General features: G+C 63.3%; 20 protein-coding genes. 19 read left to right on the top strand and 1 reads right to left on the bottom strand.

The window, feature by feature from the left end:
- Positions 1 to 84: 84 nt before the first annotated feature.
- The 3 genes from ACNFCJ_RS11610 to ACNFCJ_RS11600 are packed head-to-tail and all read left to right on the top strand — an operon-like array spanning position 85 to position 2,540.
- Positions 85 to 1,110 (top strand): aminoglycoside phosphotransferase family protein, encoded by a 1,026-nt coding sequence (locus ACNFCJ_RS11610; protein WP_416771446.1) that lies wholly within the window; start codon positions 85 to 87, stop codon positions 1,108 to 1,110.
- Positions 1,107 to 1,778, top strand: a complete 672-nt coding sequence (gene murU / locus ACNFCJ_RS11605; RefSeq protein ID WP_416771444.1) for an N-acetylmuramate alpha-1-phosphate uridylyltransferase MurU — start codon at positions 1,107 to 1,109, stop codon at positions 1,776 to 1,778. The genes ACNFCJ_RS11610 and murU overlap by 4 nt, the downstream gene beginning before the upstream one ends.
- Positions 1,779 to 2,540, top strand: coding sequence for a DnaJ domain-containing protein (locus ACNFCJ_RS11600; RefSeq protein WP_416644486.1), 762 nt, complete (start codon positions 1,779 to 1,781; stop codon positions 2,538 to 2,540).
- Here ACNFCJ_RS11600 and ACNFCJ_RS11595 read toward each other — a convergent pair.
- The gene (locus ACNFCJ_RS11595) at positions 2,537 to 3,535 is read right to left on the bottom strand and encodes an alpha/beta hydrolase family protein (RefSeq protein WP_416771442.1); all 999 of its coding nucleotides are present in this window, start codon (positions 3,533 to 3,535) and stop codon (positions 2,537 to 2,539) included. The genes ACNFCJ_RS11600 and ACNFCJ_RS11595 overlap by 4 nt on opposite strands.
- A gap of 113 nt (positions 3,536 to 3,648) precedes the next feature.
- Here ACNFCJ_RS11595 and ACNFCJ_RS11590 point away from each other — a divergent pair, with 113 nt between their 5' ends.
- From ACNFCJ_RS11590 to trpC, 16 genes are all read left to right on the top strand, one after another.
- Positions 3,649 to 6,054 (top strand): PAS domain S-box protein, encoded by a 2,406-nt coding sequence (locus tag ACNFCJ_RS11590; RefSeq protein ID WP_416771440.1) that lies wholly within the window; start codon positions 3,649 to 3,651, stop codon positions 6,052 to 6,054.
- A complete protein-coding gene (locus ACNFCJ_RS11585; RefSeq protein WP_072425039.1) occupies positions 6,051 to 6,680 on the top strand; it encodes a response regulator transcription factor in 630 nt (209 codons plus the stop codon). Before ACNFCJ_RS11590 ends, ACNFCJ_RS11585 begins: the two co-directional genes overlap by 4 nt.
- Positions 6,681 to 6,941: 261 nt before the next feature.
- A complete protein-coding gene (locus ACNFCJ_RS11580) occupies positions 6,942 to 8,039 on the top strand; it encodes an ABC transporter ATP-binding protein (RefSeq protein WP_106733191.1) in 1,098 nt (365 codons plus the stop codon).
- 53 nt (positions 8,040 to 8,092) lie between these two features.
- A complete protein-coding gene (locus ACNFCJ_RS11575; RefSeq protein WP_416771439.1) occupies positions 8,093 to 9,124 on the top strand; it encodes an ABC transporter substrate-binding protein in 1,032 nt (343 codons plus the stop codon).
- A 119-nt stretch (positions 9,125 to 9,243) separates the two neighbouring features.
- Positions 9,244 to 10,491, top strand: coding sequence for an ABC transporter permease (locus ACNFCJ_RS11570; protein ID WP_416771438.1), 1,248 nt, complete (start codon positions 9,244 to 9,246; stop codon positions 10,489 to 10,491).
- Between the two features lie 203 nt (positions 10,492 to 10,694).
- Complete coding sequence (locus ACNFCJ_RS11565; protein WP_108234882.1) at positions 10,695 to 11,522, top strand: ABC transporter permease; 828 nt, start codon at positions 10,695 to 10,697, stop codon at positions 11,520 to 11,522.
- Between the two features lie 103 nt (positions 11,523 to 11,625).
- Positions 11,626 to 12,990, top strand: coding sequence for a sigma-54 interaction domain-containing protein (locus tag ACNFCJ_RS11560; RefSeq protein WP_416771437.1), 1,365 nt, complete (start codon positions 11,626 to 11,628; stop codon positions 12,988 to 12,990).
- 177 nt (positions 12,991 to 13,167) lie between these two features.
- Positions 13,168 to 14,316 carry an iron-containing alcohol dehydrogenase gene (locus ACNFCJ_RS11555; RefSeq protein ID WP_416771435.1) on the top strand — a complete coding sequence of 383 codons (1,149 nt, stop codon included), beginning with the start codon at positions 13,168 to 13,170 and terminating at the stop codon, positions 14,314 to 14,316.
- Between the two features lie 77 nt (positions 14,317 to 14,393).
- Positions 14,394 to 15,773, top strand: coding sequence for a hypothetical protein (locus ACNFCJ_RS11550; protein WP_106733187.1), 1,380 nt, complete (start codon positions 14,394 to 14,396; stop codon positions 15,771 to 15,773).
- Between the two features lie 62 nt (positions 15,774 to 15,835).
- Entirely contained in the window at positions 15,836 to 17,296 is a 1,461-nt protein-coding gene (gene gabD / locus ACNFCJ_RS11545) for an NADP-dependent succinate-semialdehyde dehydrogenase (protein WP_416771433.1), read from the top strand.
- Between the two features lie 370 nt (positions 17,297 to 17,666).
- On the top strand, positions 17,667 to 18,341 hold the full coding sequence (gene rpe, locus ACNFCJ_RS11540; RefSeq protein ID WP_070886142.1) for a ribulose-phosphate 3-epimerase: 675 nt from the start codon (positions 17,667 to 17,669) through the stop codon (positions 18,339 to 18,341).
- Entirely contained in the window at positions 18,338 to 19,018 is a 681-nt protein-coding gene (locus tag ACNFCJ_RS11535; RefSeq protein WP_416771431.1) for a phosphoglycolate phosphatase, read from the top strand. The genes rpe and ACNFCJ_RS11535 overlap by 4 nt, the downstream gene beginning before the upstream one ends.
- 207 nt (positions 19,019 to 19,225) lie before the next feature.
- On the top strand, positions 19,226 to 20,716 hold the full coding sequence (gene trpE / locus ACNFCJ_RS11530; protein ID WP_416771429.1) for an anthranilate synthase component I: 1,491 nt from the start codon (positions 19,226 to 19,228) through the stop codon (positions 20,714 to 20,716).
- A 13-nt stretch (positions 20,717 to 20,729) separates the two neighbouring features.
- The gene (locus ACNFCJ_RS11525) at positions 20,730 to 21,326 is read left to right on the top strand and encodes an aminodeoxychorismate/anthranilate synthase component II (RefSeq protein WP_416771428.1); all 597 of its coding nucleotides are present in this window, start codon (positions 20,730 to 20,732) and stop codon (positions 21,324 to 21,326) included.
- Positions 21,323 to 22,369, top strand: a complete 1,047-nt coding sequence (gene trpD / locus ACNFCJ_RS11520; RefSeq protein ID WP_416771427.1) for an anthranilate phosphoribosyltransferase — start codon at positions 21,323 to 21,325, stop codon at positions 22,367 to 22,369. Before ACNFCJ_RS11525 ends, trpD begins: the two co-directional genes overlap by 4 nt.
- Positions 22,366 to 23,205, top strand: coding sequence for an indole-3-glycerol phosphate synthase TrpC (trpC, locus tag ACNFCJ_RS11515; RefSeq protein WP_256835725.1), 840 nt, complete (start codon positions 22,366 to 22,368; stop codon positions 23,203 to 23,205). The genes trpD and trpC overlap by 4 nt, the downstream gene beginning before the upstream one ends.
- Positions 23,206 to 23,377 lie beyond the last annotated feature (172 nt).

The raw sequence follows: 23,377 nt of genomic DNA, 5'->3' as shown, positions 1-23,377 counted from the left end.
CCGCACGCCTCTCGATGGGCTGAAAAAGATGCTGGATAATAAAGCATGACCCGCGCAACGGCTAGCGCCGTCGGAGACCCCTTGATGTCTGAACACGATGTACGTCTGCAACAGCTGCAAACCTGGCTCGCCGAGCAACTGCCCCTCCTGTTCGCAGCACGCGACTGGGGAGCGGTCCCGGAGGCCGAGCTCACTCCCGCCAGCAGCGACGCCAGCTTTCGCCGCTATTTTCGTTGGCAGGCCGGTGAGCGCAGCCTGATTCTGATGGATGCGCCACCGCCTCAGGAGAACTGCGAACCGTTCGTCCGTATTGCGGCCTTGCTGGCTAGTGCAGGTGTGCATGTGCCACAGGTATTGGCTGCCGATCTTGAGCAGGGCTTCCTGATTCTCGATGACCTGGGCCGCCAGACCTATCTGGACGTGATCAACGAGCACAACGCCGACCAATTGTTCGACGATGCCATCGAGGCTTTGCTGCAGCAGCAGCGCTTGCCGCTCGACAGCCATCTGCCGCATTACGATGAGGCGTTGCTGCGCCGTGAGTTGCAGTTGTTTCCCGAGTGGTACGTGCAACGCCACCTGGGGCTTACCTTTACACCCGAGCAGGAGGCCGCATGGCAGCGTATCAGTCGCCTGTTGATCGACAGCGCCCTGGCGCAGCCCAAGGTGGTGGTGCATCGCGACTTCATGCCGCGCAACCTGATGCAGAGCTCGCCCAACCCCGGCGTGCTGGATTTCCAGGATGCCGTCAACGGCCCGGTCACCTATGACATCACTTGTCTGTTCAAGGATGCGTTTCTCAGTTGGCCCGAGGCGCGCGTGCAAGGCTGGCTGCAGGATTACTGGCAGCGTGCCAAGGCAGCGGGCATTCCGCTACAGGCATCGTTCGAAGACTTTCTGCGCGCCAGCGACCTGATGGGCGTGCAGCGCCACCTCAAGGTCATCGGCATCTTCGCGCGCATCTGCCACCGCGATGGCAAGCCCAAGTACCTCGACGATGTGCCGCGTTTCTTCTCTTATATAGAGGCTGTGCTGGCACGCCGGCCGGAGCTTGCCGAGTTGGGAGAGCTGTTCGCCAGCCTGGCGAAAGATGAAGGGGTACGTGCATGAAGGCGATGATCCTCGCGGCGGGCAAGGGCGAGCGCATGCGTCCTTTGACGCTGCATACGCCAAAACCGCTGGTGCAGGTGGCGGGCGTGCCGTTGATCGAGTACCACATCCGCGCCCTGGCTGCTGCAGGCTTCACCGAGCTGGTGATCAACCACGCCTGGCTAGGCCAGCAGATCGAGGATTACCTGGGCGATGGTGCGCGCTTTGGCGTGCGTATCGTCTATTCCGCCGAAGGCGAGCCGCTGGAGACCGGTGGCGGTATTTTCAAGGCGTTGCCGCTGCTGGGTGCTGAGCCGTTTCTGGTGGTCAATGGCGATGTTTTCACCGATTACGCTTTCACCGCGCTGCGCCAGCCGCTTGTCGGTCTGGCGCATCTGGTGCTGGTGGATAACCCGGCCCATCACCCGCAGGGCGATTTCATTCTCGCGGCAGGTCAGGTCCATGACGGCGAGGCGACAGGCGAACGGCTGACCTACAGCGGTCTCGCCGTGCTGCATCCACGTCTGTTCGCCGGCTCTGCGCCGGGCGCCTTCAAACTGGCGCCGCTGCTGCGTGAGGCCATGGCGGCCGGGCAGGTCAGTGGTGAGCATTACGGCGGCTGCTGGATCGATGTCGGCACGCACGAGCGCCTGGCTGAAGTCGAACGCTTGCTGCAGGAGGCACGTTAGGTGTTGTGGCCGGCCACCATGCTCGGGGCGGCGGCTGGGCTCGCCCTGGCCAGCATTCCGGGTGCACTGCTAGGCGGTCTACTTGGGCAGGTGCTGGACCGTCGCCTGCGCCTGCACGGCTGGGACAATCTGCGTGAGCGTCTGGGCGGTCGTGCTGCGCCGACGGATGACGACTTGTTGTTTCTGATGCTGGGACGTTTGGCCAAGAGTGACGGCCGGGTGGTACAGAGCCATATCCAGCAGGCGCGTTCGGAAATGCAGCGGCTGGGGTTGGATGCCGCTGCCCAACGCCGTGCCATCGAAGCCTTCGCCCGCGGCAAGACCGGACGGGACAACCTGCGTGCCCCGCTGCAGCGTCAACGCGAGCGTGCCGATGCCATGCTGCGAGCTTGCTGGCGCATGGCCTGGGTCGATGGGCGGGTGTCGCCCAGCGAGCATGAGTTGATCCTGCTCTGGGGCAAGTGGCTCGGCTGGGACAGCGCCCGACTCGATAGCCTGGGCGAGGAGTACGCGCCACGTCGCAGCCAGCAACCTGCGCCGGCGGGCGGTAGTTATCAGGAGGCTTTGCGACTGCTAGGTGTCAATGAAGGCAGTGAGCCTGAGCAGATCAAGCGTGCTTATCGGCGTCTGCTCAGCCGGCATCACCCGGACAAACTGGCTGGATCGGGCGCCTCGCCTGAGCGCATTCGCGAGGCCACTGACACCACGCGTCAGCTGCATCAGGCCTATGCGTTGATTCGCCAGCGTCGCGGAATCCGTTAGCTGCCCGCAGCGCGAATATGCAGTTTCAACCAGCCACGTAGACGGCGGTACAGTTGCTCCTCCTGGACATCCAGGTTGCCCGGCAGTGCCTTCATCGCTACCTGTACATAGGTGGGCAGCTTTGCCCGCTTGCTGGCTTGCAGGCGTTTCAAGGCGGCCGTGCGGTCGGTGGCCTGATCCTTGTAGAAAAAGTCGCCAGTGGCCACCGGCAGTTGGGTGACCAGTTCGTCCAGCGGTGGGGCGAACCCTGCTGGTACATCTGCCGCCACCATCAGCAGGTTCTGGACATTCGCGGGTTTGCGTTCGCTCAGGTAGCGCGCGGCCCAGTAGGCGCCGCTGCCGTGGCCAAGCAGGACGATTTCCTTGGCCTGCTGTTGGCTGGCGAAGGCGATGGCGGCATCGATGCGCGCCATCACGCGTTCGACATGGGCCTGGCGCCGTTGATCCGGGCTGATTGTGACGCTGTCCGTGGCCTGTGTGGCTTGTGTTTCCGGTGGCTGTGGCGGGCTATCGGCAGCGGGAGCTGTCTCGGTACTTGCAGGATCAGCGGGCGCCGCTGCGGTTTCGACGCTTGCATCGCGCAGCGGCAGCGGGTCGCCGTCCGGGTCCGGTAGTGTCAGGCTCAGACTGTGCCAGCCGGCGTCAGGCAGCTTGCGTCGTAGCGGGCCCACTGCGGCGGCGCCGTCGGCGTTTTCCACGTCACCGGGTAGCAGAATCACCGCACCGCTGGGTTCGCCGACGTTGGCCGGCAGCCATAGTGCGAGGAAACTTTCGGCGCCGGCCTGCAGCATCTGCTGCTCACGTTTGTCCAGGCGCTGCTCCAGCGTCAGCGCATCGCTGACGCTACGCTCGGGTAGAGACGGCCGCTCGTTCGACGCCGGCGTATCGGTTTCGCCGGGCGTGGCGCTCTGGGCATCCCCGGTCGGTTCCTGGGCCCAGCTCGTGGTGGCGCAGAGCAGGCAGAAACCGAGCAGTGCGAGTGAGTTCAGGCGCATCGATGAAGCTCCTTGGGGTCTGCTACAGAGCCTAATGCCGAGCTTCGCTTTTGTCAGGCCATTAGCAAAAGACTGGAGTAAGGTAAGCAATCGCGTCAGCGGATTCACCGTGCATGAAGTCCCTTCTCCGTTCCCTTATTTACCTGTTGATAGTGGCGACATCCGGCGTCTGGGCCGAGAGTGCGCGCATGCCATTGCGCCCGGCTTTCGACGCAGAGCAGCGCGCCTGGCTCAAGGAGCATCCCGTGCTGCGCGTGGGCCTGATCCAGCAGGCGCCCTGGGTTCTGCGTGGCCAGAACCGGCAGCTGACGGGCGCCAATGTCGAGCTGATGCAGCGTCTGCTCGAAGGCATGGGCGTCGCGCCTGACTGGCGCCTGTATCCGAATCTGGAGGCCCTGGAACGGGCAGCCAGTGCTGGCGAGGTGGATCTGGCGCCAGGCTTGCAGCAGACGCCGGCCGGCCTGCGCATCTGGCATTACTCCATGCCTTACCTGCGAGTACCGCATCTGGTAGTCGGCGAGCGCAGTGGCAGCGGTGCGGTGGATCTCGATCAATTGCCGCTGGAACAGGCGGTCGCGTTGCGCACGCCGAGCCAGGCTGCCGAATACCTGGAGCGCACCCACACCAACCTGCGTCTGCGCGCGACGCCGTCGGAGCGCGCCGCCTTGCTGTTGGTGCTGAACCAGGAAGTCAGCTACGCCGTGCTGGATGAAGCGAGCCTCAGCCTGCTGCTGCGCGAATCACGTTTCTCCAGCCTGAGCATCGTCGGTGATATCGGCTTGCCGCAGCTGCTGCGCCTGGCTACACGGCGTGATCAGCCGCTTCTGTCCGGTATTGTCGACCGGACTCTGCAAGCGCTGCCTGCCCGTGAACTGGAGGAGTTGCGCGACACCTGGATGCCGCTGCGCTATCCGCAATCCACCGACTTCGTCGGCTTCTGGAAGACCCTGGCTTTATTTTTCGCCCTGATTCTGATGCTCGGTGCGACAGCGCTTTATCGGCAGCGGCAGCAGACACGTTCGCTGGAGCGTGGGCTGTTGGCTGCACGTGGCGAACTGGATCGCCATCAGCAGGCCGCCGAGGCATTGCGCCTGAGCCAGTTCTCTATCGATCACAGCACGGTGGGCATTCTTTGGGTCAACTGGGATAGCCACCTGCGCTACGCCAACCGCGCCGCCGAACGCATGCTTGGTTACGCCGCCGGCGAGCTGGTAGACAAGCCGCTGAGCCAGCTGGAGCCGGGCCTGCATATGGACCGCTGGCTCAACCTGTGGAAACGCGTGCGCGAGCAGGACGACGGCTCACCCAGCTTCGAGGTCGACTGCCTGCGTGCCGATGGCAGCCGTATGCCGGCTGACGTCTCGCTGAGTTTTCTGCGTTATCGCCAGGCCGAGTACCTGGTGGTGTTTCTCAGCGATGTGACCGAGCGCCGCCGTGCCCGTGCAGCATTGGAGGAGAGCGAGGCGCGCTTCAAGGGTATCGCCGGTAACGTGCCTGGCCTGGTGTTTCGTCTGGAGCGGGCAGGGCCGGGAGCGGTGGTCAACTTCGCCTATATCAGCGAGGCCAGTCAGGAGATGGTCGGCTGGCCGGCGCACGAGTTGCAGCGAGAGGATCGTGGCATCCGCAGCCTGGTGCACCCGCAGGATCTGAGCAGCTACCTCAATAGCCAGACACTGGCGCTGGAGGGCGAGAGCGACTGGTATTGGCAGGGACGCATCCTCACTGCCGAGCAGGAGGTGCTGTGGGCCGACATCCGCACCACTGCGCGGCCGTTGGGTAATGGTCGGGTGGTGTGGGATGGCATCCTCTGGGACATCACCGAGAACAAGCTGGCCGAGCTGGCGCTGGCCGATTCGCGTGCGCGTCTGCGCGAGCTGTCGGCGCATCTGGAAAGTGTGCGTGAGGAAGAGAAGGCGCGCATTGCCCGTGAAGTGCATGACGAGCTGGGCCAGGTGCTGACCGTACTCAAGCTGGAGACGGCGATGTGCGAGCTGGTTTGCGCCGGGCAGATTCCCGAACTGGATGAACGCCTCAACAGCATGAAGCGCCTGATCGCCCAGTTGTTCCAGCTGGTGCGTGATGTGGCTACGGCGCTGCGCCCGCCGATCCTCGATGCTGGCATTGCCTCGGCCATCGAGTGGCAGGTGCGGCGCTTCGAGGAGCGCACGCAGATTCCCTGCCTGGTCGAGGTGCCGGAGCATCTTCCAAATCTGCCCGATGCCCAGGCCATCGGTCTGTTCCGCATCCTCCAGGAGGCCCTGACCAACGTCATGCGCCACGCCGGCGCACACAGCGTTCAGGTGCGTTTGTGGCAGGAGGGCGGCAGCCTGTGTCTGTCGGTCACCGATGACGGCAAGGGCTTCGATCCGGCGCTGCGCAAGCCGGGACAATCCTTCGGCCTGGTCGGTATGCAGGAGCGCATGCTCATGCTCGGTGGCCAGTTGCAGATTGACAGCCGGCCGGGCGAGGGCACTACCCTGTGTGCGCGCATCAATCTGGAAGAGGAGATCGCAGCGTGATTCGGGTACTGGTGGCCGAAGACCACACCATTGTGCGGGAAGGCATCAAGCAACTGATCGGCATGGCGCGTGATCTCGAGGTTGCCGGCGAAGCCTGCAATGGCGAGCAACTGATCGAGGTGCTGCGGCGCACGCCTTGCGACGTGGTGCTGCTGGATATCTCCATGCCCGGCGTCAACGGTCTGGAGGCCATTCCGCGCATCCGTGCGCTGACCGAGGCGCCGGCTATCCTGGTGCTGTCGATGCACGACGAGGCGCAGATGGCGGCGCGTGCGCTCAAGGCCGGTGCCGCCGGTTATGCCACCAAGGACAGCGATCCGGCGCTGCTGATCACGGCGATTCGCAAGGTGGCCAGTGGTGGTCGTTATATCGACCCGGCGCTGGCCGACCGCATGGTCTTCGAGGTTGGCCTGACCGATTCTCGGCCGCCCCATGCGCAGTTGTCCGAGCGCGAGTTCTCGGTGTTCGAGCGCCTGGTGCGAGGGGAGGGGGTCAACGACATTGCCCTGCACCTGGCAATCAGCAACAAGACCGTGAGCACGCACAAGGCGCGCCTGATGCAGAAGCTTGGCGCGCATTCGATGGCAGATCTGGTGCGTTACGCCATGGAGCATCGCCTGGTCTGATCGACCGCTTTCGCAGGAGCGGCTGGGCGGCACTCCGCTTCAGCCACGATGAATCGCCCACCGGAGCTTCGCGGCTGAAGCCGCTCACACGGTTTTCATGCAGTGTATAACCGATGCGATCACTCGGAATTTGTAGGGCGATCCCTACACGAGATTCTCCTCGCGCCTGATATCAGCTTGTCATCCCGCCCGATTTTTCACCCTGTCTCGCCGACCTAATCTTGGCTCATCGGCCTGAGACAAGAACAAGGGTGTGGTGTGATGGCAAACGATGTACTGGTGAGCTTCCGTGGCGTACAGAAGAGCTATGACGGCGAAACGCTGATCGTCAAAGACCTCAACCTGGATATCCGCAAGGGTGAGTTTCTGACCCTGCTCGGCCCGTCCGGTTCCGGCAAGACCACCAGCCTGATGATGCTGGCCGGTTTCGAGACGCCGACCGCTGGCGAAATCCTCCTCGATGGCCGCTCGCTGAACAAACTGCCGCCGCACAAGCGCGACATCGGCATGGTGTTCCAGAACTACGCGCTGTTCCCGCACATGACCGTGGCCGAGAACCTGGCCTTCCCGCTGAGCGTGCGTGGCATGTCGCGCACCGATATCAGCGAGCGGGTCAAACGCGCCCTGTCGATGGTGCAGCTCGACAGCTTCCGCAACCGTTACCCCGGCCAGCTTTCCGGTGGTCAGCAGCAGCGTGTGGCCCTGGCCCGTGCGCTGGTGTTCGAGCCGCAGCTGGTACTGATGGATGAACCCCTCGGCGCGCTGGACAAGCAACTGCGCGAACACATGCAGATGGAGATCAAGCACCTGCACCAGCGCCTGGGCGTAACCGTGGTCTACGTCACCCACGATCAGGGCGAGGCGCTGACCATGTCTGACCGCGTGGCTGTGTTCCATCAGGGCGAGATCCAGCAGATCGCGCCGCCGCGCGAACTCTACGAAGCGCCGCACAACACCTTCGTTGCCCAGTTCATCGGCGAGAACAATCGTCTGGCTGGCGAGCTGGTCAGCCGCGATGGCGAGCAGTGCGTGGTGCGCCTGGCGCGTGGTGAGGAAGTGCGCGCCACGGCGGTCAACGTCGGCGCCGTTGGCGAGGCCGTGAGCCTGTCGATTCGTCCCGAGCGCATTCGCCTCAACGGCCACAGCGAGGCCTGCCCGAACCGCTTCTCCGGGCGCATCGCCGAGTTCATTTATCTGGGCGACCACGTGCGCATCCGCATGGAGGTCTGCGGCAAGTCCGATTTCTACGTCAAGCAACCCGTGGCCGAGCTCGATCCGGCGCTGACGGTTGGTGACCTGGTTCCGCTCGGCTGGTCTGTCGAGCATGTCCGCGCGCTGGATCCACTCCACATCGAGTGAGCCTTTCGCGCAGTGCTTCACCTTTACCCCGTAACACAGAGGAGCTGATAAGAATGACGAAATCCCTGAAGCTCGCGGCGTTGGCCCTGGGCGTTAGTTGTGCCATGCCGGCACTGGCGGTGGATCTGACAGCGGTATCCTTCGGCGGCGCGAACAAGGCGGCGCAGGTCAAGGCGTTCTACGAACCCTTCGAGAAGGACACCGGCAACAAGGTGCTGGGCGGCGAATACAACGGTGAAATGGCCAAGGTCAAAGCCATGGTCGACACCCGCAGCGTGAGCTGGGATCTGGTGGAGGTGGAGTCGCCGGAACTGGCCCGCGGTTGTGACGAAGGCCTGTTCGAGGAGCTCGATCCGGCCCAGTTCGGCGATGAGTCCAACTTCATCGACGGCGCCATCCAGCCGTGCGGCGTGGGCTTCTTCGTGTGGTCGACGGTGCTGGCCTACAACGCCGACAAACTGAGCGCCGCACCGACCAGTTGGTCCGATTTCTGGGATGTAGCGAAATTCCCGGGCAAACGCGGCCTGCGCAAGGGCGCCAAGTACACCCTGGAATTCGCCCTGATGGCCGACGGCGTGCCGGTCAAGGACGTATACAAGGTGCTGGCCACCAAAGAAGGCCAGGATCGCGCGTTCAAGAAACTCGACGAGCTGAAACCGAACATCCAGTGGTGGGAAGCTGGCGCCCAGCCGCCGCAGTATCTCGCTTCCGGTGACGTGGTGATGAGCTCGGCCTACAACGGTCGTATCGCGGCGGTGCAGGGCGAGAGCAATCTGCAGGTGGTGTGGAACGGCGGTATCTATGACTTCGATTCCTGGGCCATCCCGCGTGGCGCCAAGAATGCCGAACTGGCCAAGGAGTTCATCGCCTTCTCGGTCAAGCCTGAAGCGCAGAAGACCTACTCCGAGAACATCGCCTACGGCCCGGCCAACAAGCAGGCCATCGAACTGCTGGCGCCGGAGCGTCTGAGCCTGATGCCGACCACCCCGGAAAACATCGCCAACCAGGTGGCCATCGATGTGACCTTCTGGGCTGACTACGGCGAGCAGCTGGAGCAGCGTTTCAACGCCTGGGCGGCGCGCTAACCAGAGCGTCGCACAGCCCGGCCCCCTCACCGGATGAGGGGGCTGAGCTGCCCAAATGATGTTTGTCGTATCCCCCGAATTTCTGCCGCCAGATGCGGCCTTAGCTTGCGGAGTTGTCCATGGCCGCCGTACTGCCTGCCAATGATTTGCCCGGGCCAAGCCTGAAGCAGCGACTGGCCCGTGCCGAGCGTTTCAATCGCCTGAAATCCAAGGCGCTGATCCTGCCGCTGTTGCTGTTCCTTCTGCTGACTTTCCTGCTGCCCATCGGCGCGTTGCTCATGCGCAGTGTGGACAACCCGGAAGTGGTTGGCAGCCTGCCGCGCACCGTCGAGGCGATTGCTGCCTGGGATGGCCGTGGCCTGCCGGATGAAGCGGTATACCAGGCGATTGCCAGCGATATGCTCGAGGCACGGCGCAATCAGAGCCTTGGTGATCTGTCCAAGCGCCTGAACATGGAGCTGGCGGGCTTCCGTAGCCTGGTCAGCGCGACCGCACGCAAGCTGCCGCTGCGCGAGGAGCCGGCGTCCTACCAGGAGGCCTTCCTTGATATGGACGAGCGCTGGGGCGACCATGCCTACTGGCAGGTGATCCGCCGCAATGCCTCGTCGGTCACGCCTTACTACCTGCTGGCCGCGCTCGATCACCGCATCGACGACCTCGGTGAACTGGCCAAGGCCACGCCGGATCAGGCCATCTATCTGGATATCTTCGCCCGCACCTTCTGGATGAGCCTGGTGATCACCGCCATCTGCCTGGTGCTTGCTTACCCACTGGCTTACCTGCTGGCAAACCTGCCGACGCGGCAGGGCAACCTGCTGATGATTCTGGTGCTGCTGCCGTTCTGGACATCGATCCTGGTGCGCGTCGCGGCCTGGATCGTGCTCTTGCAGTCCGGAGGGCTGATCAACAGCGCGCTGATATCGCTGGGTATCATCGAGCAACCACTGCAACTGGTGTTCAACCGCAGCGGTGTGTACGTGGCCATGGTCCACATCATGCTGCCGTTCATGATCCTGCCGATCTACAGCGTGATGAAGGGCATCTCGCCCAGCTACATGCGTGCGGCGGTGTCGCTCGGCTGCCACCCGTTCGCCAGCTTCTGGCGGGTGTACTTCCCGCAGACCCTGGCCGGTGTCGGCGCCGGTTGCCTGCTGGTATTCATTCTGTCGATTGGCTACTACATCACCCCGGCGCTGCTGGGCAGCCCGAACGACCAGATGATCAGCTACTTCGTCGCCTTCTATACCAACACCACCATCAACTGGGGCATGGCCACGGCCCTCGGCGGTCTGCTGCTGGCCGCGACGCTGGTGCTGTACGTGGTGTACAGCTGGCTGGTCGGCGCCAGCAAACTGCGGCTTGGATAAACACGGTCTGCGCAGCAGACCACCTGATGCCCCTCTCCCATTTATGGGAGAGGGTGCCCGAAGGGCGGGAGAGGGTGCTTGTTTCGGCACCACTGCCTCTCGGTAAACGAACTCGGGAGGATGGCGCAAGAAGAGCGACCTCTCTCCCAACCCCTCTCCCATAAATGGCAGAGGGGAGCTAAATGCTAAATGGAGTCACAGCCATGCTCAGCCCCTACATGTCACCCGTCGAGCGCCTCTGGTACTACGGCCTGCGCATTCTCTGCGGCCTGGTGCTGCTGTTTCTGATCCTGCCTGTGCTGGTGATCGTGCCGCTGTCGTTCAACTCCGGCACCTTTCTGGTCTACCCGCTGCAGGGCTTCTCGCTGCGCTGGTACGAGGACTTCTTCATGTCCGCCGACTGGATGCGTTCGCTGAAGAACAGCCTGATCATCGCCCCGGCCGCCACTCTGCTGGCCATGGTCTTCGGCACCCTGGCGGCCATCGGCCTGACCCGTGGCGAGTTTCGCGGCAAGGCGCTGGTGATGAGCCTGCTGATCTCGCCGATGATCGTTCCGGTGGTGATCATCGGTGTCGCCAGTTACCTGTTCTTCGCGCCGCTGGGCATGGGCAACAGCTACCTGTCGCTGATCCTGGTGCATGCCGTGCTCGGCGTGCCCTTCGTCATCATCACCGTGTCGGCCACGCTGCAGGGCTTCAACCACAACCTGGTGCGCGCCGCAGCCAGCCTTGGGGCCTCGCCACTGACGGCGTTTCGCCGGGTGACCCTGCCGCTGATCGCGCCGGGCGTGATTTCGGGTGCGTTGTTCGCCTTCGCCACCTCGTTCGACGAAGTGGTGGTGACCCTGTTCCTCGCCGGTCCCGAGCAGGCCACCCTGCCGCGGCAGATGTTCAGCGGTATCCGCGAGAACCTGTCGCCGACCATCGCTGCCGCCGCCACGCTGCTGATCGGCTTCTCCATCCTGCTGCTGCTGACCCTGGAATGGCTTCGTGGGCGCAGCGAGAAGCTGCGTACTTCAGCGCCGGAATAAGTCGCCGCAGCTGCATGTTCAGGGCCTCGCCGGGAAACCGGCGGGGCCTTGTTCGTTTCCGGGCGTAGAATGTGTAGTTTCTCCTTCGTAACAAGGCAGCCAGATGGACTTCGATGATCCCGGTTTTCGTGAGCTGATCGACGCGTTGCACGATGGCGTCTACATCACCGACGCCGATGGCATCACCCTAAAGGTCAACAGTGCCTATGAGCGCCTGACCGGGCTGCGTGCCGAGGATGTCGTCGGCCAGCACATGCAGGCGCTGGTAGAGCAGGGTGTGATCTCGCAGTCGGTGTCCTTGCGTGTGCTCAAGGAAGGCAAGGCGCTGTCGCTGATGCAGAGCGTCAGCCAGGGCAAACGCCTGTTGGTCAGTGGTACGCCGATCTTCGCCGCCGATGGACGCGTGCGCTACGTGGTCAGTACCGTGCGCGACATGACCGAGCTGCTGCGCATGAAGCACGAGCGCGACGAGCTGCAGCAACTGAAGCAGCTGCGCAACAGCACGGCCAAGCTGCATGCCGGCCAGCGTGACGACCTGCTCGATGCCTCGCCGGTCGCCGACAAGCCCGCTTCGGGGCGAGTCTTCATGCAGGCGCGGCAGGTCGCGGCCAGCGACGTGAAGGTGCTGCTGCAAGGGGAAACCGGCGTCGGCAAGACCCTGATCGCCCAGTACATCCACAAGAGCAGCCCGCGCGCGGCGCAGCCGTTTCTGGCGCTGAACTGCGGTGCGCTGCCGGAGAACCTGATCGAGGCCGAGTTGTTCGGCTATGTGCCGGGTGCGTTCACCGGCGCCGGCAGCAAGGGCAAGCGCGGTCTGCTGGAGCTGGCGCACCAGGGCACGGTTTTTCTCGATGAGATCGGTGATCTGCCATTGCCGCTGCAGGTCAAGCTGCTCAAGGTTATCGAGGAGAGCCGCTTTATCCCGGTCGGTGGTCTGGAGTTGAAGGAGGTGGATGTACGCATCATCACCGCCACTCACCACGACTTGCGCACGATGGTCGCCGAGGGCCGTTTTCGCGCCGACCTCTACTACCGCCTCAACGTCGTGCCGATCCACATTCCGGCGCTGCGCGAGCGCCCCGAGGAAATTCAGCCGTTGCTGGATTTCTACCTGGCCGAATTCAATCAGCGTTATGGTCGAGTGCTGAGCTGGGAGCTCGAGGCGCTCGATGCGCTGACCGACTACGACTGGCCCGGCAACATCCGTGAGCTGATCAATCTGGTCGAGCGCCTGGTGGTGACCTGCAGTGGTGAACGCATCGAACTGCGCGATCTGCCGGAGGAAATGCGCGTCGCTCGCAGCGATGTCGACGACCTACTGCCATTGCGCAAGCAGGTGGAGAACCTCGAGCGACGCCTCATCCGCCGCGCCCTGATGCAGCACAAGACCACCCGTGAAGCGGCCAAGGTGCTCGGTCTGAGCCAGGCGACCCTGGTGCAGAAGATGAAGCGCTGGGAGCAGAGTTGATTGGAAAATGGATCGTAAAAGGCTCATTTGATTGATTTTCTGATCAAGCGCAACCCACTGCGCGCTGTGACAAATCGACGCAAGCCTTCTAGCACGCCGCTTTCAGCGAGCTGGCACAGGATTGGCTATGGCAAGCCCCGAACCCGCTCAGCACAACAACGCACAAGGGGCCTGCTGATGAACACTGCCGCATTCAAAATCGCCAACAAGCTACTGACCGGCCAGGGTGCCGTGGAGCAACTGGCTCTCGAACTGTCTCGACTGAATATCACCAACCCGCTGATCGTCACCGACGCCATCCTGATCAAGTCCGGTACGGTCGAGCATGTCCTCAAGCAACTCGGCGAGCGCCGCTACGGCATCTATGACGGTGTCGAGCCGGAGCCGGAGATTGCCATCGTCGAAGCCTGCGCCAAGGTCTATCGCGACGGCGGCCACGATGGCCTGATCGGTGTCGGTGGTGGCAGCGCCATCGACATCGCCAAGGCCGTGGCCGGTTACGTCGGTCATGACGGTGCATTGGAAGAGTTGTTCGGCGTCGATCAGATCAAGCGTAAAGGCCCGCCGCTGATTGCCATTCCGACCACTGCTGGCACCGGCTCGGAAGTGACCAACGTGTCGATCCTCTCCGATAAGCAGGCGCAACTGAAAAAAGGCATCGTCAGCGACTACATGCTGCCCGACGTGGCCCTGGTTAGCCCGCTGATGACCCTGACCTGCCCCCGTGGCGTGACCGCCGCCAGTGGCGTCGATGCATTGGTGCACGCGGTGGAGTCCTACCTGTCGGTGAATGCCTCGCCGATCACCGACGCCCTGGCCATCGGCGCCATCAAGCTGATCGCCAAGGCGTTGCCCAAGGCCTATGCCAATCCGGCTGACCTGCTCGCTCGCGAAGACATGGCCACCGCCAGCCTGATGGCCGGCATGGCCTTCGGTAATGCCGGCGTGGGCGCGGTGCATGCGCTGGCCTATCCGCTGGGCGGTCGCTTCAATATCGCTCACGGCGTCAGCAATGCCTTGCTGCTGCCTTACGTGATGGCCTGGAACAAGCTGGCCTGCGTCGAGCGCATGGCCGAGATCGCTGCTGCTCTCGGTGTGCAAACCCATGGTCTGAGCGACAAGGCCGCCGCCGACCTGGCCGTCGAGGCCATGGCCGAGCTGTGCGCCAGCGTCGACATTCCCAAGGGCATGCGCAGCTTCGGCGTGCCGGAAGACGCCATCCCGGCCATGGCCGAGGAAGCGAGCAAGATCGATCGACTGATGCGCAACAACCCGCGGCGCCTGACGGCTGGCGACATCGAACAGATCTACCGCGCTGCCTACTGATTACCGCAACGAAGATGAAAGGCCCCAGGGTGCTGGGGCCGGCTGAAATACAACTCTAATAAAGCTGGGTGACTCAAATGTCCGAACTGCATCAACAAGACCTTGGTGTGGAAGCCCCCTACTGGCCGGTGGGGCCATTCAAGGTGCGTCTGCCTTTCATTCATTACCGCTTCGAGATCTCCGACTACATGCAGGGCCTGCTCATGTGCGCGGTGGATCTGGCGGCGATTCCGCTGATGACCGAGTTCCTCGGCATGCCCTTCGAGGTGGCGCTGGCAGTGGTCATGCTCAATGGCCTGCTGTACTTGACTCACCATTTGCTGGGCGATCCGGTCGTTCCGGGCTGGATCACCCCGGCGATCCCACTGCTGATGGCCTACTGCAGCCAGTTCCCGGAGGGCCCGGAGCGGGTGCATGCGCTGATTGCCTTCCAGTTGATGCTGGGGATATTTTCCATCGGCCTGGGCATGACCGGCATGGCGCGCAAGGTGGTGTCGCTGGTGCCCTCGGCGCTCAAGGCCGGGATCATCATGGGCGCCGGCCTCAGCGCGGTGGTGACGGTATTCAAGGAAGGCGGTCGCTTCGACAGCTTCCCCTGGACCATTTCCATCGCGGTCGGCATCGCCTTCTACCTGGTGTTCTCCTTGCACTTCCAGCAACTGAAGAAGCGCAGCCGCTTCTGGTGGAACTTCGCCAAGCTGGGCATCTTCCCGATCATCCTGCTGGCGGTGTTCGTCGCGCCGATCTTTGGTGAGGCGCCCTGGCCGAACATCGAGTGGGGCATCAGCAAGCCGGACTTCGTCACCCTGTGGAACGAGTACACCGTGTTCGGCCTCGGCATGCCGCCTTTGATGATGTTCGTCACTGCCATTCCCACCGTGTTCGCCGCCTACCTGGTGGTGTTCGGCGATGTGCTGGGCGCCAGGGCGATCCTCTCCGAGGCCGACCATATTCGCAGTGACGAGAAGGTCGACTTCAACCCGAACCGTTCGCACATGATCTTCGGTGGGCGCAATGCCTTGATGAGTATCTTTGGTCCGGACGTGGCGATGTGCGGGCCGCAGTGGTCGGCCATGCAGGTGGTGATCACCGAGCGCTTCAAGGGCGGTGCCCAGGCGATGAAGTCCATCTACGGCGGTGTCGGCTCGTTCCGCTGGGGCACCAACACCGGCCTGTTGCTGCTGCCGGTGGTCACCCTGCTGCAGCCGATTCTCGGCGTGGCGCTGGCGCTGACCCTGCTGATTCAGGGCTACGTCAGCGTGCGTCTGGGCATCATGGAAGCGCGCAGCCAGCGTGATCTGGGCATCGCCGGGGTGATCGGCGCAGTGTTGGCGATCAAAGGCGCCGGCTGGGCCTTCGCCATCGGCGTCGGCCTGTGCGCGCTGATCTACGGGGCACAGATGTTCCGCGGTGAGAACGACCAGACCTTCACCAAGGATCTGCCGCCAGGCGAGTGAGGCCTGTGCAATCCCTAATTCAGCCGAGGGGTGATCTCCTCCCTCGGCAGCAGGAGAAAATCATGCAACTGAATGATCCCGATCTGCTGCGCCATCAGGCCTATATCGACGGCCAGTGGTGCGATGCCAGCAATGGCGATGTGACTGAAATCTTCAACCCTGCCAACGGCGAGTCGCTGGGTGTCGTGCCAAACATCGGTGGCGTGCAGACCCGTCAGGCCATCGAGGCGGCGCAGGCTGCTCAGCCCGCCTGGCGTGCGTTGACGGCCAAGGAGCGCGCGGCGCGGCTGCGCAAATGGTACGAGCTGATGCTGGCCAACCAGGAAGATCTGGCGCGGATCATGACGGCCGAGCAGGGCAAGCCGCTGACCGAGGCCCGTGGCGAAGTGCTTTACGCGGCATCCTTCATCGAGTGGTTCGCGGAAGAGGCCAAGCGCGTCTACGGCGACACCATTCCCGGCCATCAGCCGGACAAGCGACTGATCGTGACCAAGGAACCCATTGGCGTGACCGCGGCGATCACGCCCTGGAACTTCCCGGCGGCGATGATCACCCGCAAGGTCGGTCCGGCATTGGCCGCTGGCTGCGCCATGGTGCTCAAGCCGGCGCCGCAGACACCGTTCAGTGCCCTGGCGCTGGCGGTGCTGGCCGAGCGCGCGGGCATCCCGGCCGGGCTGTTCAGCGTACTGCCGGCCGATGCCGAGCGTTCTCGCGAAGTCGGCGCCGAGCTGTGCGCTAACCCCATCGTGCGCAAGTTGTCGTTCACCGGCTCCACCGGCGTTGGCATCAAGCTGATGGAGCAATGCGCTCCGACCCTGAAAAAACTTTCGCTGGAGCTGGGCGGCAATGCGCCGTTCATCGTCTTCGAGGATGCCGATCTCGACGCAGCGGTCGAAGGCGCGCTGGTGGCCAAGTACCGCAATGCTGGGCAGACCTGCGTCTGCGCCAACCGCCTGTATGTACACGATGCCGTCTACGAAGCCTTTGCCGAAAAGCTGGCCGCGGCCGTGGCCAAACTGCGGGTTGGCCCGGGTGATGAAGCAGGTGTCGTCATTGGTCCGTTGATCGACGGCAATGCCGTGGCCAAGGTGCAGGCTCATCTGACCGATGCGCTGGAGAAGGGCGCCAAGGTGCTGCAGGGCGGCAAGGCGCATGAGCTGGGTGGGCACTTTTTCGAGCCGACGGTCATCACCGACGTCACCCCTGATATGCGTGTGGCCCGTGAGGAGACCTTCGGCCCGCTGGCGCCACTGTTCCGCTTCAGCGACGAAGCCGAGGTAGTGCGCCAAGCCAACGACACCGAGTTCGGCCTGGCCGGCTACTTCTACACCCGCGATCTGGGTCGCACCTTCCGCGTAGCTGAAGCGCTGGAGTACGGGATGGTCGGTATCAATACCGGGCTGATCTCCAACGAAGTGGCGCCATTTGGCGGTATGAAGGCTTCAGGACTGGGCCGCGAAGGCTCCAAGTACGGCCTGGATGAATACCTGGAGATCAAGTACCTCTGCCTCGGCGGTATCTGAATCAGGTCGCTATTGTGGGAGGGGCTTTAGCCGCGACCGGCTTGGCACAAAGCCAGACGCTCGCCGCTAAAGCCCCTCCCACGGTCCCTGTCCTGTCTTCTGCGCTTGTCGATCAAGGGCGCCACAGCCGTTACAATGCGCGCTACCGTGATCCAGCACTACGAACCGTTTGCGATCTGCTGCGCGTCGGCCAGCCGTCGTTAAAAACAGGCTCGGAATGCTCATTTACTTCAGTAAACTCCGCTTGATTCGCTGCGCTCCCCCTACGGGCCAGCCTGCGGCTGTTACTTCACTTCGTTACGTTCTCGCCAGTTTTTGCCTAGCCCGGCTCTAGCTCGCGAGATCCCAAATCGGTTCTCAGAGGTGCGCCATGCAACCCTTCGCCATCGCCCCGTCGATCCTTTCCGCTGACTTCGCCCGCCTGGGTGAAGAAGTGGACAACGTACTCGCCGCCGGTGCGGACATCGTCCATTTCGATGTCATGGACAACCACTACGTGCCCAACCTGACCATCGGCCCGATGGTCTGCTCGGCGCTGCGCAAGTACGGCATCACCGCGCCCATCGACGCGCACCTGATGGTCAAGCCGGTGGATCGCATCATTGGCGACTTCATTGAAGCTGGCGCCAGCTACATCACGTTCCACCCGGAGGCCTCCGAGCACGTCGACCGCTCGCTGCAACTGATCAAGGCGGGCGGCGCCAAGGCGGGCCTGGTGTTCAATCCGGCCACCCCGCTGGACGTGCTCAAGTACGTGATGGACAAGGTCGACATGATCCTGCTGATGAGCGTCAACCCCGGTTTCGGCGGGCAGAAGTTCATTCCCGGCACCCTCGACAAGCTGCGTGAGGCCCGCGCGCTGATCGACGCCAGCGGTCGCGAGATCCGCCTGGAGATCGACGGGGGCGTCAACGTGCAGAACATCCGCGAGATCGCCGAGGCGGGCGCCGACACTTTCGTCGCCGGCTCGGCGATCTTCAATCAGCCGGACTACAAGGCGGTGATCGATGCCATGCGTGCCGAACTGGCCCAGGTGCGTGGATGAAACCGCTGCGCGCGCTGTGCGGCGGCGAGCTGCCGCGCCTGGTGATGTTCGACCTGGACGGCACGCTGATCGACTCGGTGCCGGATCTGGCTGAAGCCGTTGACCGCATGCTAGCAGAGCTGGAGCGCCCGCCGGCTGGCGTGGAAAAAGTCCGAGACTGGGTTGGCAATGGCGCACGTGTGTTGGTGCGTCGCGCCCTCGCCGGTAGCCTAGATCACTCGGCAGTGACTGAGGTCGAGACGGAAGACGCGCTGGCGCGCTTTCTCGATATCTACGCCGACTGTCATAACCTGACCGCACTCTATCCCGGTGTGCACGAGTTGCTCGAGGCGCTCAGCACTGCAGCCGTGGAACTGGCGGTGGTGACCAACAAGCCGGAGCGTTTCGTCGCGCCGTTGCTGGAGCAGGTGGGTCTCGGCGGTTATTTCCGCTGGATCATTGGCGGCGATACCCTGCCGCAGCAGAAGCCGGACCCTGCGGCGCTACTGCAGGTGATGCACCTGGCTGGGGTCGAGGCGGCGCAGTCGTTGTTCATCGGCGATTCGCGCAATGACGTGCTGGCCGCGCGCGCTGCGGGCGTACCGTGCATCGCAGTGAGCTACGGCTATAACCATGGCCGGCCGATTGCCGAAGAAAAACCGAGGCTGGTAGTCGATAGTCTCGCCGAACTGCTCTGATAGTTGCTTAGCCCGAGCGGCTGCGCTACCGTGGCCGCTCTCCTTATTCCCGCGCCTGTCGAGATCGCACCGTGGTGGTTAGCTGCAAACTCTGGATGAAAGTGATCAAGGCTCTGGCCCGTTGGCGCTGGCGCGCCTGATTTCGTCCTGCCGCCGCTGCGCGGCCCGTTTGCACCCGACCGTTTACCCCGAGCCATGAGGCTGATCATGACCCATGAAGAATTTCTGCGTTTAGCCGCTGAAGGCTACAACCGCATTCCGCTTGCCTGCGAAACCATCGCCGACTTCGACACGCCGCTGTCGATCTACCTGAAACTGGCCGATGCGCCCAACTCCTACCTGCTGGAGTCCGTGCAGGGCGGCGAGAAATGGGGTCGTTACTCGATCATCGGCCTGCCGGCGCGCACCGTGCTGCGCGTGCACGGTCACGAAGTGGTGATCACCACCGACGGCGTCGAAGTCGAGCGTCACAAATGTGCCGACCCGCTGGCCTTCGTCGAGGATTTCAAGGCCCGTTACCGGGTGCCGACCATCGCCGGCTTGCCGCGCTTCAATGGCGGCCTGGTCGGTTACTTCGCCTACGACAGCGTGCGTTACGTGGAGCCCAAGCTGGCTGCCGGGGGGAACCCCGATGCGCTGGGCACGCCGGACATTCTGCTCAACGTCTCCGATGCCGTGGTGGTGTTCGACAACCTGGCGGGCAAGATGCACGCCATCGTGCTGGCTGACCCGGCCGAGGCGGACGCCTTCGAGCTTGGCCAGGCGCAACTGCAGGAAATCCTGCATAAGCTGCGTCAGCCGTTCACACCGCGTCTGGGTGTGGATCTGAACAAGCCGGCAGGCGCGGAGCCGGCGTTCCGCTCCAGCTTCAGCCGCGAGGACTACGAACGCTCGGTCAGCGCCATCAAGGATTACATCCTCGCTGGCGACTGCATGCAGGTGGTGATTTCCCAGCGCATGTCGATTCCGTTCAAGGCGGCACCCATCGATTTGTACCGCGCGCTACGCTGCATCAACCCGACGCCGTACATGTACTTCTTCAACTTCGGCGATTTCCACGTGGTCGGCTCGTCGCCGGAAGTGCTGGTGCGTGTCGAGGACAACCTGGTCACCGTGCGGCCCATCGCCGGCACCCGCCCGCGCGGCGCCACCGAGGAACAGGACCTGGCGCTGGAAGAGGATCTGCTGGCCGACGCCAAGGAAGTCGCCGAGCACCTGATGCTCATTGACCTGGGCCGCAACGATACCGGCCGCGTCTCGGAAATCGGCTCGGTGAAACTGACCGAGAAAATGGTTATCGAGCGTTATTCCAACGTCATGCACATCGTCTCCAACGTGACCGGCGAGCTGAAGCAGGGCCTGACTTCGATGGACGCCCTGCGCGCCATCCTGCCGGCCGGCACGCTGTCGGGGGCACCGAAGATCCGTGCCATGGAAATCATCGACGAGCTGGAGCCGGTCAAACGCGGCGTCTACGGCGGTGCGGTCGGCTACTACGCCTGGAACGGCAACATGGACACCGCCATCGCCATCCGCACCGCGGTGATCAAGGACGGCGAACTGCACGTGCAGGCCGGCGCCGGCATCGTCGCCGACTCGGTGCCTGCGCTGGAATGGGAAGAAACCCTCAACAAGCGCCGCGCCATGTTCAAGGCCGTGGCGCTCGCCGAACAGACTGCCGTCCAGGCCCAGGAATAAGAGGAGCCGTACCATGCTTTTGATGATCGATAACTACGACTCCTTCACCTACAACGTCGTGCAGTACCTGGGTGAGCTGGGCGCCGATGTGCACGTGATTCGCAACGACGAACTGAGCATCGCCGAAATCGAAGCGCTCAAGCCCGAGCGCATCGTCGTCTCGCCCGGTCCGTGCACGCCGACCGAAGCAGGGGTATCCATCGAGTCCATCCTGCATTTCGCCGGCAAGCTGCCGATCCTCGGCGTCTGCCTTGGCCATCAGAGCATCGGCCAGGCCTATGGCGGCGACGTGGTGCGCGCGCGCCAGGTGATGCATGGCAAGACCAGCCCGGTGTTCCACGAAGACAAGGGCGTGTTCGCCAGCCTCAACAATCCGCTCACCGTGACCCGCTATCATTCTTTGGTGGTCAAGCGCGAAACCCTGCCGGATTGCCTGGAAATCACTGCCTGGACCCAACATGAAGACGGCTCGGTCGACGAGATCATGGGTCTGCGCCACAAGACCCTGAACATCGAAGGTGTGCAGTTCCACCCTGAGTCCATCCTCACCGAGCAGGGCCACGAACTGTTCGCCAACTTCCTCAAGCAGACCGGAGGCGTGCGCGCATGAATATCAAGGAAGCCCTCAACCGCATCGTCGCCCAGCTCGACCTGACCACCGAGGAAATGCAGGCGGTCATGCGCGAGATCATGACCGGCCAGTGCACCGAGGCGCAGATCGGCGCCTTCCTCATGGGCATGCGCATGAAGAGCGAGACCATCGACGAAATCGTGGGTGCCGCCAGCGTCATGCGTGAGCTGGCCTCACCAGTGGAAATCGACGCCGAGCGCCTGGTCGATACCTGCGGCACCGGCGGCGACGGCATGAACATCTTCAACGTCTCCACCGCGGCGGCCTTCGTCGTCGCTGCGGCTGGCGGCAAGGTGGCCAAGCATGGCAACCGCGCGGTCTCCGGCAAGAGCGGCAGCGCCGACCTGCTGGAGGCGGCTGGCGTCTACTTGGGGCTCAAGCCCGAGCAGGTGGCGCGTTGCGTCGAGAGCGTTGGCGTCGGCTTCATGTTCGCCCCGTCTCATCACGGCGCGATGAAGCACGCCATTGGCCCGCGTCGCGAGCTGGGCCTGCGCACCATCTTCAACATGCTCGGCCCGATGACCAATCCGGCTGGCGCCAAGCATCAGGTCATCGGTGTTTTCAGCCAGGCGCTGTGCCGGCCGATGGCCGAAGTGCTGCAGCGCCTGGGCAGCGAGCACGTGCTGGTGGTGCATGCGCAGGATGGCCTGGACGAAATCAGCCTGGCCGCGCCGACCTTTGTCGCCGAGCTGAAGAATGGCGTGGTCAGCGAGTACCGTATCCAGCCCGAAGATTTCGGCATCAAGAGCCAGAGCCTGATCGGGCTGACCGTCGACAATGCCGAGCAATCGCTGGAACTGATCCGCGACGCCCTCGGCCGGCGCAAGACCGATAATGGCCAGAAGGCTGCCGACATGATCGTGCTCAACGCTGGCGCGGCTCTCTACGCTGCGGATCATGCCAGCAGCCTGCGTGAAGGCATGCAACTGGCGCACGACGCCCTGCACACCGGCCTGGCGCGCGAGAAACTGGAGGAGCTGGTGTCCTTTACCGCGGTATTCAAACAGGAGAACGAAGGGTGAGCGTACCAACCGTACTGGAGAAGATCGTCGCCCGTAAGTTCGAGGAAGTGGCCGCGCGCCGTGCCCAGGTCAGCCTGGCCGAGGTCGAAGCCGCTGCGCGCAGCGCCGATGCTCCGCGAGGCTTCGCCCGCGCGCTGCTCGAGCAGGCGGCGCGCAAGCAGCCGGCGGTGATCGCCGAGATCAAGAAGGCTTCGCCGAGCAAGGGCGTGCTGCGCGCCGACTTCGTCCCGGCGGATATCGCCCGCAGCTACGAGGCGGGAGGCGCGACCTGCCTGTCGGTGCTGACCGATATCGATTTCTTTCAGGGCGCCGACCAGTACTTGCAACAGGCCCGCACCGCCTGTGCGCTGCCGGTGATTCGCAAGGACTTCATGGTCGATCCGTACCAGATCGTCGAAGCCCGCGCGCTGGGCGCCGACTGCGTGCTGCTGATCGTGTCCTGCCTAGATGACGTGCGCATGGCCGAGCTGGCCTCTGTTGCCAAGGATGTCGGCCTCGACGTGCTGGTCGAGGTGCATGACGGCGCCGAACTGGAGCGGGCGCTGAATACGTTGGACACACCATTGGTGGGGATCAACAACCGCAACCTGCACACCTTCGATGTCAGCCTGGAAACCACTCTCGACCTGCTGCCGCGTATTCCGCGTGATCGCCTGGTGGTAACCGAGAGTGGTATTCTCAATCGCGCCGATGTCGAGCTGATGGAGATCAACGAGGTCTACGCCTTCCTCGTCGGCGAAGCCTTCATGCGCGCGGAAAATCCCGGCAGCGAATTGCAGTGCCTGTTCTTTCCCGAGCGCGGACGGCCAGCCGTGATCGGCACTGACCCCGAATAGCACGTATGAAAAAGCCGGCAATCAACAGACTGTGTGAAAACCTAGCAGTCTGAGAGCAAGCTGAAGACAATGCCTCTATCGGTCGATAGGGGCATTGTCGTTTATGGGCTATATCCAAGGTGAAGATCGGCAACAAAGCAGCCTGTTTCCGCCGACATTGGAAGAGCTGGTT

Source organism: Pseudomonas sp. NY15364 (assembly GCF_048068235.1).
Lineage (GTDB): Bacteria > Pseudomonadota > Gammaproteobacteria > Pseudomonadales > Pseudomonadaceae > Aquipseudomonas > Aquipseudomonas mendocina_D.
The sequence above is the reverse complement of the archived record's forward strand: the minus strand, read 5'-3'. Positions and strand labels throughout refer to the sequence as shown.